This is a genomic window from Luteibacter anthropi, from assembly GCF_023699965.1.
GTDB lineage: Bacteria > Pseudomonadota > Gammaproteobacteria > Xanthomonadales > Rhodanobacteraceae > Luteibacter > Luteibacter anthropi.
This window is the reverse complement of record NZ_CP077072.1, coordinates 965,949-980,651: the sequence shown is the minus strand read 5'-3', so window position 1 is coordinate 980,651 and position 14,703 is coordinate 965,949. Positions and strand designations below refer to the sequence as shown.

The window sequence follows — 14,703 nt, the reverse complement described above, 5'->3', positions numbered from 1 at the left end:
CAGCCATGGCGTCGTGGCACACGTACATCCTGTCACCGGTATCGCGCATATACCGACTCTCAGGGTTCGCACGCGCGCACAATGAAGACGCTGCCACCCAGGCCAACGGCGCCTGACGATCCGACAAGCATGGCGTGTCCGATGTAGGCATGCTGATCTGTAATCTTCAGCGTATACGACGCGCCGGCCAGTGAGGGAATCTCGGTGGACTGGCTCTCGCCGATGGTAGTCACCTTGCCGTCGGGGGCGACCCAGTGGGCAATGATCCGTTCGCCATCACGCACGCCAAGGCTCGTGTTCCTGTCGAGGCTCTGCAGGTTGATCTGGCCCTTGAAAGTGTGCCTTTCAACGAATGACCTGGCCTCGTCGGCAGTACGAAAAGGCGGGTGGCCGGCGGCCATATCATCCAAGGGGCAGGCCGAGTCGTCAGGCACCATCATGGTGACGTCGCGCAGGCCTCGGAACGCGTCCCAGCCGCCTGCCGTAGCAACAGCCTTCTGAAAAAACGACGTGTTTCGTGTCGCCTGGATGATGGTGCCGATATCCTCGACGGGCGGCGCCATGCCGATGGCCGGGGATGCCGCGATAAATGTGAGGAATGAAAGCGTGGCCGTTCGCCACTTTGCATCGATCATGTGGTGATGTCCGGATAGGTTGGCTTTGCAAAGGGTAGTGCAGCACGTGCGGCACTTTCCGTGATCATCAATGGCCGCTGTTGTGATAGTACTCGTTCATTTAGTCATTGCGACAAGACGCATCGTTGCAGACCACCACGTCGTCCCTGCGAAGGCAGGGACCCAGGCCCGCTGACATGCTGGACCTCTCCAGCACAGGCCTGCTGGGCTCGACGCTGGGCGCAACCTTGCTCTGGCTAATGTCCCGCTAACTCTGTAGGAGCGCGCCTTGCGCGCGACCGGTTGTGTCGTACGTAAGGCGCATAGATTACTTATGCAATGGAATAGTGGACGGATGGTAGAGAGGTATCCGGCTGTGACTTCATACATATGGTTATGAGACTTGAAGCTTATATGGATGGCATTGGCATCAAGCTGTTTCAGACAACGCAGCCACGAAGATGTGATTTCTTCAGCGATGCGGTGATCCGTTTTCGATTCACGCACCCGCGAGGGTGCGACTGAGGCCGGGGCTGACCGGCTTGTCCGCGTAGGCGTTTCAATCCACGCACCCGCGAGGGTGCGACTCCCCCGGACCCCGAGGGTCAGGCGGTGGGTATGAGTTTCAATCCACGCACCCGCGAGGGTGCGACACGGCCACCACAAAGTGGGTGAGCGCCTGTGCGTCGGTTTCAATCCACGCACCCGCGAGGGTGCGCCGGGCCGGGCAATCCTGAGGATGCCCCGTGGCAGATGTTTCAATCCACGCACCCGCGAGGGTGCGACTGGGCCGAATGCATCACTCGCTATGATTCGCCTGTTTCAATCCACGCACCCGCGAGGGTGCGACCTCGTGCTCGTTGCCAGTGTCAGCCATGACCGCACGGTTTCAATCCACGCACCCGCGAGGGTGCGACCGCCAGCTCGGCGTCATGGCGGCGATGCGCGAGCTGTTTCAATCCACGCACCCGCGAGGGTGCGACCCATCGCCGGTCACGCCCAGCGCCGTGACATACGCGTTTCAATCCACGCACCCGCGAGGGTGCGACGACGTCGAAGGGACGCCCCGCCTTTTGCTCGCGGTTTCAATCCACGCACCCGCGAGGGTGCGACAGTGGCGCGGGCAGGATTTCGATGCGGTCGCCGGGTTTCAATCCACGCACCCGCGAGGGTGCGACCACCTGTGCGGACAGAGGTGCTTTAGATGCGTCGAGTTTCAATCCACGCACCCGCGAGGGTGCGACGCGGGCCTTTGGTTTCGACATATTCGTTCTGCTGTTTCAATCCACGCACCCGCGAGGGTGCGACCGGCGCGGCCCCCATTATTCCGGCCTCGGCAGCTTGTTTCAATCCACGCACCCGCGAGGGTGCGACGTACAGGGCGATGCCGTAGCAGTGCGTGATGCCCTGGTTTCAATCCACGCACCCGCGAGGGTGCGACGTCACGGACCCGAACGCATTGCAGGATTACTGGCGGTTTCAATCCACGCACCCGCGAGGGTGCGACGCGGGCCTTTGGTTGCGTCGACTGCCATCCGGCGATGTTTCAATCCACGCACCCGCGAGGGTGCGACCGAGGGTCAGCTTCGTGTGTCCCGTCGCGCCGTAGTTTCAATCCACGCACCCGCGAGGGTGCGACCGCGATTAAGCGACGTTGCCGAAGTCGCCGTAGACGTTTCAATCCACGCACCCGCGAGGGTGCGACGCGCTGCTGCTCTGAGCCGGCGACGAAGCATTTTTCCGTTTCAATCCACGCACCCGCGAGGGTGCGACATGACCGCGTACACCTCGATGGGATCGTCGAAATAGTTTCAATCCACGCACCCGCGAGGGTGCGACTCCCCTCATCATAAACGCCGAATTCCAAAGGCCAAATACCATCAATTCCGCGAACCTGGTCTTTGAACTACCGGAAAGCCGATCCATCCCAACCTCCGGATTGGTAAACATAAGAAAAATCATAAACTTGAGCTAATCGCGAACCTCCCGGGATTTCCCCGGACACTTCCGGTTCGCGCTCGATAGACCTTGCCTGCCACTTACAAGGAATAACGTCAACCCCATTTTTGAGAATCCTTCCATTCCATACCGTCATGCCCGTTGATTAGGATGCCCCCACACACAGGCGAAAAGAGTCAACGGCATCCGTCTCAGTCCATGAGACGAGTGTGTGTACCTTAAGGACACAGCAATTCGGTAGCCATCATGAACAGGGAGCAGGGATGGAGTTCTACGCACATTCGACATCGCGAACAGACCGATCGGATTGGCAGCTGCTACGGGTGCACCATCGCAACGTTGGCGATTTGGCCGGGGATTTCGGGGCGGCTTTCGGCGCCCGCGAGCTGGCAAGGGTTCAAGGGCTTCTGCACGACCTCGGCAAATACTGCGAGCGATTCCAGCGGGATCGTCTCTCCGGTCAGGGCCCGTCGCTGGATCATTCCACCCGGGGCGCCCAGATCGTTGTAGAGCGCTACAAAACCGGGGGCGTCATGCTGGCCTATGGCATCGCCGGTCATCACGCCGGACTGGCCAATGGTCAACTTGGTGAAGGACGCCGCGCCTTATTCGATCGTCTATCCAAGGATTCACTGGCCGAGTTACCGCCCCTGCTCCCCGATTGGGAGGGAGAGGTCGATTTGCCAGAGAAACTCGGTCTGCCCGAGGGGTTTCGCGTCGACAAATCCCGCCCCATGTTTCAGCTGACCTTGCTGACCCGGATGCTGTTCTCATGCCTTGTGGATGCGGACTTCATTGATACCGATAATTTTTATCGATCCATTGAAGGTAAGCCACCCAGGCCATCCCATGGCCGGCCCTCTCTGATAGCTTTGCGAGATCAACTGAATGCGTATCTTGCAAAGATGCCTACCGAAGGCAGCGTCAACCATCAGCGGAAGCATATCCTCGATCACGTGAGATCGGGTGCCAGCCACTCTCCCGGCCTGTTCTCCCTGGCCGTGCCCACCGGAGGCGGAAAGACGCTTGCATCCATGGCATTTGCGCTGGATCACGCCATTGCGCATGGGCTTGATCGCGTCATCTATGTGATCCCCTACACAAGTATCGTCGAACAGAATGCCAGTGTCTTCGAGCAAGCATTTGGCGACCTCGGGCAAGACGCAGTCGTCCAGCACCACAGCGCTTTTTTCGACGATCCCCGCGCTGCCCCGGAATCCATTGAAAAACGCAAGCTGGCGACTGAGAACTGGGATGCGCCGGTCATCGTCACCACGGCGGTACAGTTTTTCGAGAGCTTGTTTGCAGACCGCCCCTCGAAGTGCAGGAAGCTCCATAACATCGCCGGGAGTGTTGTCATCCTCGATGAAGCGCAGACGATGCCGCTCGAACTTCTGAAGCCTTGCGTCACTCTGCTCAAGGAGCTGGCTCACAATTACCGGGTGAGTCCCGTTATATGCACGGCCACCCAGCCCGCATTGGACGAAGACAAAGGCTTTGAAGATGGATTTACCGGCGTGCGTGAGCTGGCGCCTTCACCTGAAGCCCTGTATGAAGCATTCCGGCGCGTCACGGTGAGGCACATAGGCGATCTGGATGACAGTGAGCTTGAGGGGCATCTTCGCCGGCGTGAACAGGTGCTTTGCATTGTCAATAATCGACTGCATGCGAGGAAACTATTTGAGTCCATAGCTGACGAGCCGGGCGCGTGTCATCTGACGACGCTCATGTATGCAAAGCATCGGAGCGAGGTGTTAGCAGATATACGGGAGCGGCTGAAACAGGGGAAACCCTGTCGGCTGATTGCCACATCGCTGATTGAGGCGGGAGTGGATGTCGATTTCCCTACCGTGCTTCGAGCAGAGGCAGGGCTTGATTCCATTGCTCAGGCGGCCGGGCGTTGCAATAGGGAAGGGCGGCAACGGCCTGATGACAGTGAGGTCATGGTGTTCAGGCCGCTAAATCCGGACTGGAGTGCTCCAAAGGAAGTTGATAAAGCCGTCGAAGCCTTTCATATGATTAGGCGTTTTCATGAAAAAGATCTCTTGGGCATGCCGGCGATCACAGCCTATTTTCAGGAGTTGTACTGGAAGAAGGGTCGCCATCTGGACGCGAAGGATATCTTGGGGATGATCGGTAAGTGCGACCCCAGGAGCATGCCTATGGAGACTATAACGGCGAGCTTCCAGATGATGCCGGATAGCATGCGACAGATCATTATTCCGTTTGATGCCTCCGGGAAAGAAATTCCTGAAGTGGTGTCGGCACTTAGTGGCCTTACATATGCTCCGGGTGCAGCGAGAAAACTTCAGCCATACATCGTTCAAGTGCCAAAGAAAGCCTACGATGCTTTATGGCAAGGGTATGCCATTACCAACGTGGATACTTCTTTCGGTGGGCAATTTATCGTACTGAGCAATTCCCGCTTGTATCACAAGGACTACGGCTTGCACTGGGTGAACCCTCAGTTTATTGAGGCAGAGAAGTTGGTTGGCTGATTGTCAGATTGCGTCTGAATTTTGACACTTGCAATCTTGCGGACGAAGACATAGAAATTAGCGGGTCACGCGCCACTCGTTGAGCGTCGGGTGGTTGTTGAAGGACTCAACACAGGGAAAACCATGGCATACGGTATCAAGCTCCACATCTGGGGCGAGCGGGCTCTGTTTTCGCGACCAGAGCTCAAGGTAGAGCGCATGTCTTTTGATGTCATCACGCCATCGGCGGCAAGGGGCATTCTGGAGGCGATCCATTGGAAACCGTCCATTCGCTGGGTGATCGATAGCATCCGGGTGCTCAAGCCGGTTCGTTTTGAATCCATCCGGCGCAATGAGGTAGGCGGCAAGCTATCTGCAGCGAGCGTCGGCAAGGCCATGAAGGCGGGGCGTACGGATTCGGTCGTGGCTTATGTGGACGAAGACCGTCAGCAGCGCGCGGCCACCATACTTCGTGATGTGGGCTATGTCATCGAAGCGCACTTCGAGCTCACCGCGAAGGCGGGTCCGGACGACAACGAGGGTAAGCATCTGGATATCTTCCAGCGGCGTGCCCGGCGTGGTCAGTACTTCCACGCGCCTTGTATGGGTACACGTGAATTTCCGGCACATTTTGCACTCATAGAAGACGGCGAGCCGGATCCGGTCCAGCATGAAAGCCTGCGCGAACAGAGTCGTGACTTCGGCTGGATGTTGCACGATATCGATTTCGCTCGCGGCAACACGGCGCGATTCTTTCGTGCGCAGATGATCGATGGTCTGATCAAGGTGCCCCCCTTCGATAGCCCCGAGGTGCGATCATGATTCTCGCCGCACTGAATGACTATTATGACCGCCTGCTGGATGATCCGAAGTCCGGTATTGCGCCGCCCGGGTACAGCACGGAACGAATCGGATTCGCGATCTTGCTGGATGCAGATGGTACGATTACCGCGGTGCATGACTTGCGCGATAAAAGCGGCAAGAAATCCATCGACACATCAATGGCAGTGCCTGCCTCTTTTAAGCGTCCAGGCATCGGTTCGAAGGCCTTCTTTCTCTGGGACAAGACCAGCTACGTGCTTGGTGTGAGCAGCAAGCCTGCACGGGCGCCTCAAGATCACGAAGCATTCAAGGCGCTTCACAAGGAGGCTTTGCAGGGCCAGTCCGATCCCGGACTAAAAGCATTGTTGGCGTTTCTGGATAGTTGGGATCCGACGCAGTTCGCCACGCACCCGCAGTTTGCGCCACATGGTGAAGATATTCTCGACGCCAATATCGTTTTCCGTTTTGGTACGGAGCGCAACTACCTGCATGATCGCCCGGCATCACGAGACATCTGGGGCGATCTGCAAGCCTCGGCGTCGGGAGCCACGCGGGGCATGTGCCTGGTGACCGGAAAAGAGGCTGCACTGGCACGCCTGCATCCCGCCATCAAGGGTGTGAACGGAGCACAGAGCTCAGGCGCCTCCCTCGTATCGTTCAACCTTGAATCCTTTACGTCCTACAAGAAGGCTCAGGGCGACAATGCACCCGTCTCGGAAAAGGTCGCGGAGGCCTACACTTCGGCCCTGAATCACCTGCTCCGGCGGGACCCGTCCAACCGCCAGCGGCTTCAGATCGGTGATACCACGGTTGTATTCTGGGCCCAGGCAGCCACGAACCAGGCGGCAGAAGAGGCTGAAGACCTGTTTGCTGCGGCATTTTCCTCAGGATCGGCTGACGATAAGGCGACGACACGTCTGGGTAACGTGCTGGGCCAGGTCCGGCAGATGCGTCCGCTGCGTGAGCTTCCCGGCCACCTGGATGACGGCACACGCATCTATGTGCTGGGCCTGGCTCCCAATGCTTCCCGTTTGTCGATCCGGTTCTGGGAGACGCAGACCCTGGAGACCTTCGCCCGCCGGTTGGCGGATCACTATGACGATCTCGAACTGAGGCCGCTTCCCAAGGGCTGGCCGCCGTCACCTTCCTACCTGGCCTTGCAGACGGCGCCGTTTTTCGAAGGGCGAGGAAAGGCAGAGGACATTCCACCGCAGCTGGCAGGAGAGCTCACTCGGGCCATCCTGTCCGGTTCCCGTTACCCCCGCAGCGTGCTTGCCAATCTGATCATGCGTTTTCGCACGGACGGCCACGTCTCGGCGATTCGTGTCGCACTGTGCCGTGCCGTACTGGCTCGCGAAGCGCGACTGGATGCATCACCAAAGGAGATACCCCCTGTGAGTCTCGATATAGACAATAAGGAACCTGGCTATGTACTGGGGCGGTTGTTTTCCGCATTGGAAAACATCCAGCAGGCCGCATTGGGATCAAAAGTGAACGCGACGATTCGCGATCGCTATTATGGCGCTGCCTCTGCGACGCCAGCGGGCATTTTTCCGGTGCTGATTCGCAATACGCAGAATCATCTCGGCAAGATCCGTAAAGATAAGCCGGGGTTGTCCATTACTCTGGAAAAGGATATGCGCCTCATCGTAGACGCGTTGCCGCCCCATTTTCCGCGCACCCTCGATATTCGCAAGCAGGGCCAGTTTGCCATCGGCTACTACCACCAGACCCAGGCGCGTTTCACTTCCAACGACAGCCAGGACGTCACTGACAACGCCTCCGAAGGAGATTCCGAATGAGCGCCATCGCCAATCGCTACGAGTTCGTTTACCTTTTCGACGTCACCAACGGCAATCCCAATGGTGACCCGGACGCAGGCAACCTGCCGCGCCTCGACCCGGAGACCAACCAGGGTCTTGTGACCGATGTTGCCTTGAAGCGGAAGATCCGGAACTATGTGGCTCTGGAGACGGAAGGTAAGCCGGGTTACGCCATTTACATGCAGGAAAAGTCCGTGCTGAACAATCAGCACAAGCTGGCCTACGAGGCCAAGGGCATCCAGTTCGAATCGAAGAAACTGCCGAAAGACGAAGCGAAGGCGCGAGAACTGACGGCGTGGATGTGTGCGAATTTTTTCGATGTACGCACATTCGGTGCTGTCATGACAACCGATGTCAACGCCGGTCAGGTGCGTGGTCCGGTGCAGATGGCATTTGCAACATCCATCGACCCGGTACTTCCCATGGAGGTAGCCATCACACGTGTTGCGGTCACCAATGAGCGTGATGTGGAGAAGGAACGGACCATGGGCCGCAAGCATGTGCTCCCATATGGCTTGTATCGCGCCCACGGTTTCATCTCGGCGAAGCTGGCCGAGCGCACAGGCTTCTCGGAAGACGACCTGCAGCTTTTCTGGCGCTCACTCACGAATCTGTTCGAACATGACCGCTCTGCGGCTCGCGGCGAGATGTCCGCTCGTAAGCTCATTGTCTTCAAACATGAGCACCCGATGGGTAACGCGCCGGCTCACGTCCTGTTCGACAAGGTGGCCGTGCGACGCGCAACGGATGCGGAAGGCCCGGCCAGGCGCTTTGCCGACTATCAGGTAGAGATTGACCGTAACCTGCCGGCCGGCGTGACAGTGGAAGAACTCTTCTGACGCAAGGGAGCGCGGTGATGGTCAACGACGATGATCTGATTCCCATTTCCGCGCTCCAGCACTATCTGTTCTGTCCACGCCAATGCGCGCTGATCCACATAGAGCAGCAGTGGGCAGAGAGTCGCGAAACGGCGGAAGGTCGGCTTTTGCATGAGAGGGCCGACCTTCCTGCTGTTGAGAGGCGTCGGGGCGTACGGGTAGTTACTGCCATGCCACTGTTATCCCTGGAAGAGGGTATTACCGGAAAGGGAGATGTGGTCGAATTTCACGACATGGATGGCATCCAGGTTCCCTTTCCTGTCGAATACAAGCGAGGACGGCCGAAGGCTCATCGGGCTGACGAAGTTCAGCTTTGTGCCCAGGCGCTGTGCCTGGAATCCATGATCGGGGTATCCGTCGATCGTGGCGCTCTTTTTTACGGTCAGACGCGTCGGCGAAAGGACGTAGAATTTAATAACGAGCTGAGGATTTTGACGCGGGATGTCATAAGGGCGACTCGCGACATGTTCAGCACGGCAATCACACCGTCGGCAGAGTATGAGGCGAAGCGATGTGACCGCTGCTCTCTTATGGATGTATGCCAACCCAGGTGGCTTTCTCACGGAAGCGTCGCCGATTGGTTGACCCATCGCCTGGATGAGGAAGAGTAAGGATGCGTCGGCAACTGAACACGTTATATGCAACTACGGATGGCGCCTGGCTGCGGAAGGATGGCGCCAATATCGTCATGGAGGTTGAGCGGGAAGAACGGGTTCGCCTTCCGGTCCATATGCTCGAAAGCCTTGTGTGCATCGGGCGGGTTGCGGTGTCGCCTCAGTTGCTTGGCTATTGCTCTGAACAAGGCATATCCATTTGCTACCTGACGCCTCAAGGGCGTTTTCTTGCGCGTGTTGAGGGCCCGGTGTCCGGTAATGTGTTGCTCCGTAGGGAGCAATATCGGCGAACGGATAATCCGGTGCAATGCGCCGCTATCGTGAGAAATATTCTTGCGGGTAAGATCCATAATCAACGTGCGGTTCTGGCGCGAGGCTGGCGTGACCATGGGAAACATCTTCATGATGTGCCTGGATTTCGGCACGCTTTGCAGCGTTTGAAGCGAATTCCCTCTCGTTTGTTGGTCGAAGGTGATGTTGACGTGTTACGAGGGCTGGAAGGTGAGGCGGCGCAGGCCTACTTCGGCGTCTTCGGGCATCTGATCCGGGCTGAGTCGCCGCTTTTACAGTTTGGCGGTCGGAATCGCAGGCCGCCGCGTGATGCATTCAATGCGCTGTTGTCGTTTCTGTACACGTTGCTGACACACGACTGCCGATCCGCCCTGGAAACGGTGGGCCTGGATCCTGCGGTAGGTTTTCTTCATCGTGACAGGCCGGGGCGTCCTAGTCTGGCGTTGGACCTGGCGGAAGAGTTTCGGCCTTTGCTTGGTGAGCGGCTCGCCTTGTCATTGATCAACCGAAGGCAGCTGAATGAAAGGGACTTTAAGGTATTTGATAGCGTTGCGGTTCAATTAAAGGACGATGCGAGAAAAACGGTTCTTGTTGCTTATCAAGAACGAAAGCGTGAGAAATTGCAGCATGCCTATCTCGATGAACCGGTTGAGATAGGTCTATTGCCATTCATCCAGTCGCAGCTCCTTGCACGACATTTGCGAGGTGACCTGGATGGATATCCTCCTTTTTTATGGAAATGAGGGAGTGGGCTATCCATGATGATGCTGGTCAGCTACGACGTTCGAACCTCTACGGAGGATGGCCCGGGTCGTCTCCGCAGGGTTGCCAAGGCATGCCTCGATTTCGGACAGCGGGTTCAGTACTCCGTATTCGAGATTGAGGTGGAGCCGGCGCAGTGGGTCGCATTGAGGAAGCGCCTGTGCGACATCATTGATCCGGAGGTGGATAGTCTGCGGTTTTATCATCTTGGATCCCGCTGGCAAGATAAGGTGGAGCATATCGGTGCAAAGCCGGTACTGGACCTCAAGGGGCCGTTGATCTTCTAGCGCGAACCGGTAGCGTCCTGGAAAATCCCGGGAGGTTCGCGAATTTTTATCTTGTTGATTTTATTGGTTATCTGTTTGTCTCAAGGGCGCGGTGATCTGCCCCGCGCCTATTCTTCGTGAGGTTCGCGAATTTTCGGGATTTTTTCCTTTGTTGGCATTGGCTTATGCTGGCGGAGTCACGCCCTCGCGGGCGTGTGGATTGAAACCTCTAAGTGGTGCTGGACGACGCGGTAAAGGTTGGTCACGCCCTCGCGGGCGTGTGGATTGAAACATGCGCGACCCTGCTCCTGTTGAAATTCTCAACGGTCACGCCCTCGCGGGCGTGTGGATTGAAACTCTCTCAACACCGCGGCCGCGCGCCGCGAGGTCGGGTCACGCCCTCGCGGGCGTGTGGATTGAAACGCCTTGAGTCCTCATCCACTCGCGAGCCACAGCCTGTCACGCCCTCGCGGGCGTGTGGATTGAAACGTCGGTCAGGATCAGTGCGGCCCGCCCCCTCTTTGTCACGCCCTCGCGGGCGTGTGGATTGAAACGCGAACATGCAGCGGGTCATCTCGATCCGCCGGCAAGGTCACGCCCTCGCGGGCGTGTGGATTGAAACTTGACGAGGGCATGCCCGTCGAGCAGCTGGAGGCGTCACGCCCTCGCGGGCGTGTGGATTGAAACTGCCGGTTCTTCGCCTCCCGCGCCTTGGCGCAGAGTCACGCCCTCGCGGGCGTGTGGATTGAAACCTGACATCACCGCCGACATGACGCCGGTCCAGGCTGGTCACGCCCTCGCGGGCGTGTGGATTGAAACGAGACGGCCCACAAGCACCTCCGGCGCTATCTGGCTGTCACGCCCTCGCGGGCGTGTGGATTGAAACCGGCAGAAGCTGCAGTACGCGCGCGACGTGCGCGAGTCACGCCCTCGCGGGCGTGTGGATTGAAACTGGACGGGCGGCTCGACGCTGGCGGCGGGTATCGCGTCACGCCCTCGCGGGCGTGTGGATTGAAACAGCGAGGGTGTCTCCGTGATATGGACCCGCGTAGGGGTGTCACGCCCTCGCGGGCGTGTGGATTGAAACGACGAAATGATGGCCGCCATGCGCGTCATCGAAGGCGTCACGCCCTCGCGGGCGTGTGGATTGAAACTCCATCCACTCACCTTCGCGAAGGAAAGAATCGAGTCACGCCCTCGCGGGCGTGTGGATTGAAACACGCAGGTGTCCACTCAGTGGCGCGTGGGCATGAGTCACGCCCTCGCGGGCGTGTGGATTGAAACGTTCGGGGTTACAACGGAGATTTTCTGCATGGCCTGTCACACCCTCGCGGGCGTGTGGATTGAAACTCGACCACCGGGCTGGTGTCCTGCGGCGTGACGGATCAAGCCCACGCCGGCATGTGATTGAAACCAGGACGCTCCCGCGGTTATACCGGATGTCCGTGGCTATACCCTTGTAGGAATCAGAGAGATGATGGTGTGTCAAAAGTACTTACGCCTCACACGCTTCTGATGTTTATGTAGCGAAACTTGAGCGATATCCGCCGGCCTCAGCCTTCGGTCGCCTCGATATTGTTGAGAGCCTTATGGCGGCATAGTTAATTCTTCGCGACAACCGGTCGCGCGCAGGCGCGCTCCTACGGGGGAGGTGGGGTGGTTTGGCACTTGACGGTGGAATGGGCGTGGCCGGTAGCATCGGGGATGATTTTCGGGGGAGGGTGACGATGAAGCCTTGTTCGTTGCGGCTGGCCGTGGTGCTGGCGGTGCTGTTGATGCCTGCGGTGCGCGCGGCGGATGTGTCGGTGGAGCGCACGCAGCGTATGGCTCGGGCTGTGACTATCGTTCGCGATGACTGGGGTATTGCGCATGTCCATGGCACGACGGATGCGCAGGCGGTTTTCGGTGCGGCCTATGCACAAGCCGAAGATGACTTCAATCGTGTCGAGACGAACTATCTGGTCTCGCTGGGTCGTCTTGCCGAGGCTGAGGGGGAATCCGCGCTGTGGAAGGATCTTCGTCAGCGCCTGTTCGTTGACGAGGACGAATTGAAGCGGCTGTACGCTCGTAGCCCGTCATGGCTCAGGTCCTTGATGGATGGCTGGGCAGATGGCCTGAACTACTATCTCGCGAAGCACCCCGAAGTCCACCCGCGCGTGATCACGCATTTCGAGGCGTGGATGGCCCTGAGCTTTAGCGAGGGAAGCATCGGTGGCGACTTTGAACGGGTGTCCACGAAGGATTTGCAGGTGTTCTACGGCAAAGACCCGGCCGGTGCGCTGGCCCAGGTCACGTCGCCTTCGAGCTGGTGGGAGCCCACCGGGTCTAACGGTATTGCCATTGCGCCGAAGATCACCGCTGACGGTCATGCGCTGTTGCTGATCAACCCGCACACGTCGTTCTTCTTCCGCTCCGAATTGCAGATGAGCAGCGACGAGGGGCTGAACGCCTATGGTGCGGTTACCTGGGGGCAGTTCTTTATCTACCAGGGGTTCAACCCGCACCTTGGCTGGATGCACGCCTCGTCGGGTGTGGATGTGGTGGACGAGTTTGCGGAAACCATCGTGCGCAACGGCGATAAGCTGACGTATCGCTATGGCAAGGAGAACCGGCCGGTCCGCACTCGGGAGATTACCGTCAAGGTCAAGGGCACGGATGGCGGCATGACCGAACGCCGCTTTACCACCTATGCCACCCATCATGGCCCGGTGGTTCGCGAAAAGGACGGTCGCTGGATTGCTGTTGCTCTGATGAACAAGCCGCTGGATGCCTTGCAGCAGAGCTGGTTGCGCACCAAGGCGACGGACTTCGCCGGCTATATGAAAGTGGCTGAGCTGAAGGCCAACTCATCGAACAACACGCTCTATGCCGATGACAAGGGCAACATCGCCTATCTGCATCCGCAGTTCATTCCGAAGCGCGACGATCGTTTCGACTATACGAAGCCTGTGGACGGCAGCGATCCTGCCACCGACTGGCAGGGTCTGCTGCCGCTGGACAAGGCGCCCCGTGTGCTCAACCCGCGCTGTGGCTGGGTCTATAACACCAATAACTGGCCCTACTCGGCGGCAGGCAAAGACAGCCCACGGCGTGATGCTTACCCGCGTTACATGGATGCCGTGGGTGAAAATCCGCGTGGCCTGCATGCCATTCGCGTACTGACGGGGCAACGTGACATGACGCCAGCATCGCTGATCGCCGCCGCCTTCGACTCTTATCTACCGGCGTTTGAGCGTCAGCTTCCCTTGCTCATCCGGGACTACGACGCGCTACCGAGCACCGACCCGCTCAAGCACCGGCTTGCCGGCCCCATCGGTCTGCTGCGCAGCTGGGACTATCGCTGGGGTATCGCTTCGATGCCGACCACCCTCGCCGTGTACTGGGGCGACAACCTGTGGGATGCCGTGAGCAAGGACGATACGCAGGAAGGCCTCACCATCTACGACGTGATGGCGGAGCGAGCGGGTTCACAGCGACGGCTCAAGGTGCTTTCGGATGCCGTGGACAAGCTGGAGCTGGACTTCGGTAGTTGGGGCGTACCGTGGGGCGAGGTCAATCGCTACCAGCGAAATGATGGAGCTATCGCGCAGACCTTCGACGATGCAGAGCCCAGTATTTCAGTGCCATTTACCTCATCGCGCTGGGGTTCGCTGGCGTCCTTCGGTGCGCATCGCTGGCCCGGCACGAAGCGCTATTACGGCACCAGCGGCAACAGTTTCGTGGCGGTCGTGGAGTTCGGTCCGAAAGTGAGCGCCCGGGCCATCACGGTTGGTGGCGAAAGCGGCCATCCGGATTCCCCGCATTTTGCCGACGAAGCCGAGCGCTACACGAAAGGCAACCTGCGCAAGGTGTATTTCTGGCCGGAAGACCTGCAAGGCCATGTTGAGCGGACCTATCATCCGGGCGAGTGAGTCGCCATGACGATGAGTTCCCACAGACACGATGTGCGAATCCATCCCTTCGGCGACGACGTCTACCTGTAGGAACGCGCCTGCGCGCGACCGGGCTTAGCGGTATCCGTCAACGTTTCTGTATCACCGGTCGCGCGCAGGCGCGCTCCTACAAGAGCACGGTGCGCCGGTTTTTATCCGCACGAACACCGCAGGCCGGCGCGCCACGGCGGCGACCCGACGGCTCTTCTCCGCTACGTAGCAGCGCCGCGTGCGAGGCCGAAGGCGAGCCCTTCCTACGCAGCGA

Annotated in this window: 9 protein-coding genes and 2 CRISPR repeat arrays; of the genes, 8 read left to right on the top strand and 1 reads right to left on the bottom strand. The window is 58.7% G+C overall.

Features of this window, described 5'->3' with window-relative positions:
- Positions 1-59: 59 nt before the first annotated feature.
- Entirely contained in the window at positions 60-635 is a 576-nt protein-coding gene (locus tag KR767_RS04535; protein ID WP_250878261.1) for a fasciclin domain-containing protein, read from the bottom strand.
- A 470-nt stretch (positions 636-1,105) separates the two neighbouring features.
- Positions 1,106-2,453: direct repeats of the CRISPR family, unit length 31 nt; unit sequence GTTTCAATCCACGCACCCGCGAGGGTGCGAC.
- A 383-nt stretch (positions 2,454-2,836) separates the two neighbouring features.
- Between KR767_RS04535 and KR767_RS04530 the strand changes: the two genes are divergently transcribed.
- The 8 genes from KR767_RS04530 (at position 2,837) to KR767_RS04495 (ending at position 14,417) form a co-directional block, all read left to right on the top strand.
- Positions 2,837-5,071 carry a CRISPR-associated endonuclease Cas3'' gene (locus tag KR767_RS04530; RefSeq protein WP_250878260.1) on the top strand — a complete coding sequence of 745 codons (2,235 nt, stop codon included), beginning with the start codon at positions 2,837-2,839 and terminating at the stop codon, positions 5,069-5,071.
- Between the two features lie 123 nt (positions 5,072-5,194).
- The gene (gene cas5c, locus KR767_RS04525) at positions 5,195-5,872 is read left to right on the top strand and encodes a type I-C CRISPR-associated protein Cas5c (RefSeq protein WP_250878259.1); all 678 of its coding nucleotides are present in this window, start codon (positions 5,195-5,197) and stop codon (positions 5,870-5,872) included.
- Complete coding sequence (gene cas8c / locus KR767_RS04520; RefSeq protein WP_250878258.1) at positions 5,869-7,674, top strand: type I-C CRISPR-associated protein Cas8c/Csd1; 1,806 nt, start codon at positions 5,869-5,871, stop codon at positions 7,672-7,674. Before cas5c ends, cas8c begins: the two co-directional genes overlap by 4 nt.
- Positions 7,671-8,534: a type I-C CRISPR-associated protein Cas7/Csd2 gene (gene cas7c, locus KR767_RS04515; protein WP_250878257.1), complete on the top strand. Its 864-nt coding sequence runs from the start codon at positions 7,671-7,673 to the stop codon at positions 8,532-8,534. The genes cas8c and cas7c overlap by 4 nt, the downstream gene beginning before the upstream one ends.
- Before the next feature lie 17 nt (positions 8,535-8,551).
- Complete coding sequence (gene cas4 / locus KR767_RS04510; protein WP_250878256.1) at positions 8,552-9,184, top strand: CRISPR-associated protein Cas4; 633 nt, start codon at positions 8,552-8,554, stop codon at positions 9,182-9,184.
- 2 nt (positions 9,185-9,186) lie between these two features.
- Entirely contained in the window at positions 9,187-10,221 is a 1,035-nt protein-coding gene (gene cas1c / locus KR767_RS04505; RefSeq protein WP_250878255.1) for a type I-C CRISPR-associated endonuclease Cas1c, read from the top strand.
- A 15-nt stretch (positions 10,222-10,236) separates the two neighbouring features.
- Positions 10,237-10,527: a CRISPR-associated endonuclease Cas2 gene (cas2, locus tag KR767_RS04500; RefSeq protein ID WP_166951987.1), complete on the top strand. Its 291-nt coding sequence runs from the start codon at positions 10,237-10,239 to the stop codon at positions 10,525-10,527.
- 175 nt (positions 10,528-10,702) lie between these two features.
- Positions 10,703-11,856: direct repeats of the CRISPR family, unit length 31 nt; unit sequence GTCACGCCCTCGCGGGCGTGTGGATTGAAAC.
- Between the two features lie 425 nt (positions 11,857-12,281).
- Positions 12,282-14,417, top strand: coding sequence for a penicillin acylase family protein (locus KR767_RS04495; RefSeq protein ID WP_425602746.1), 2,136 nt, complete (start codon positions 12,282-12,284; stop codon positions 14,415-14,417).
- The last annotated feature ends 286 nt before the right edge of the window (positions 14,418-14,703 follow it).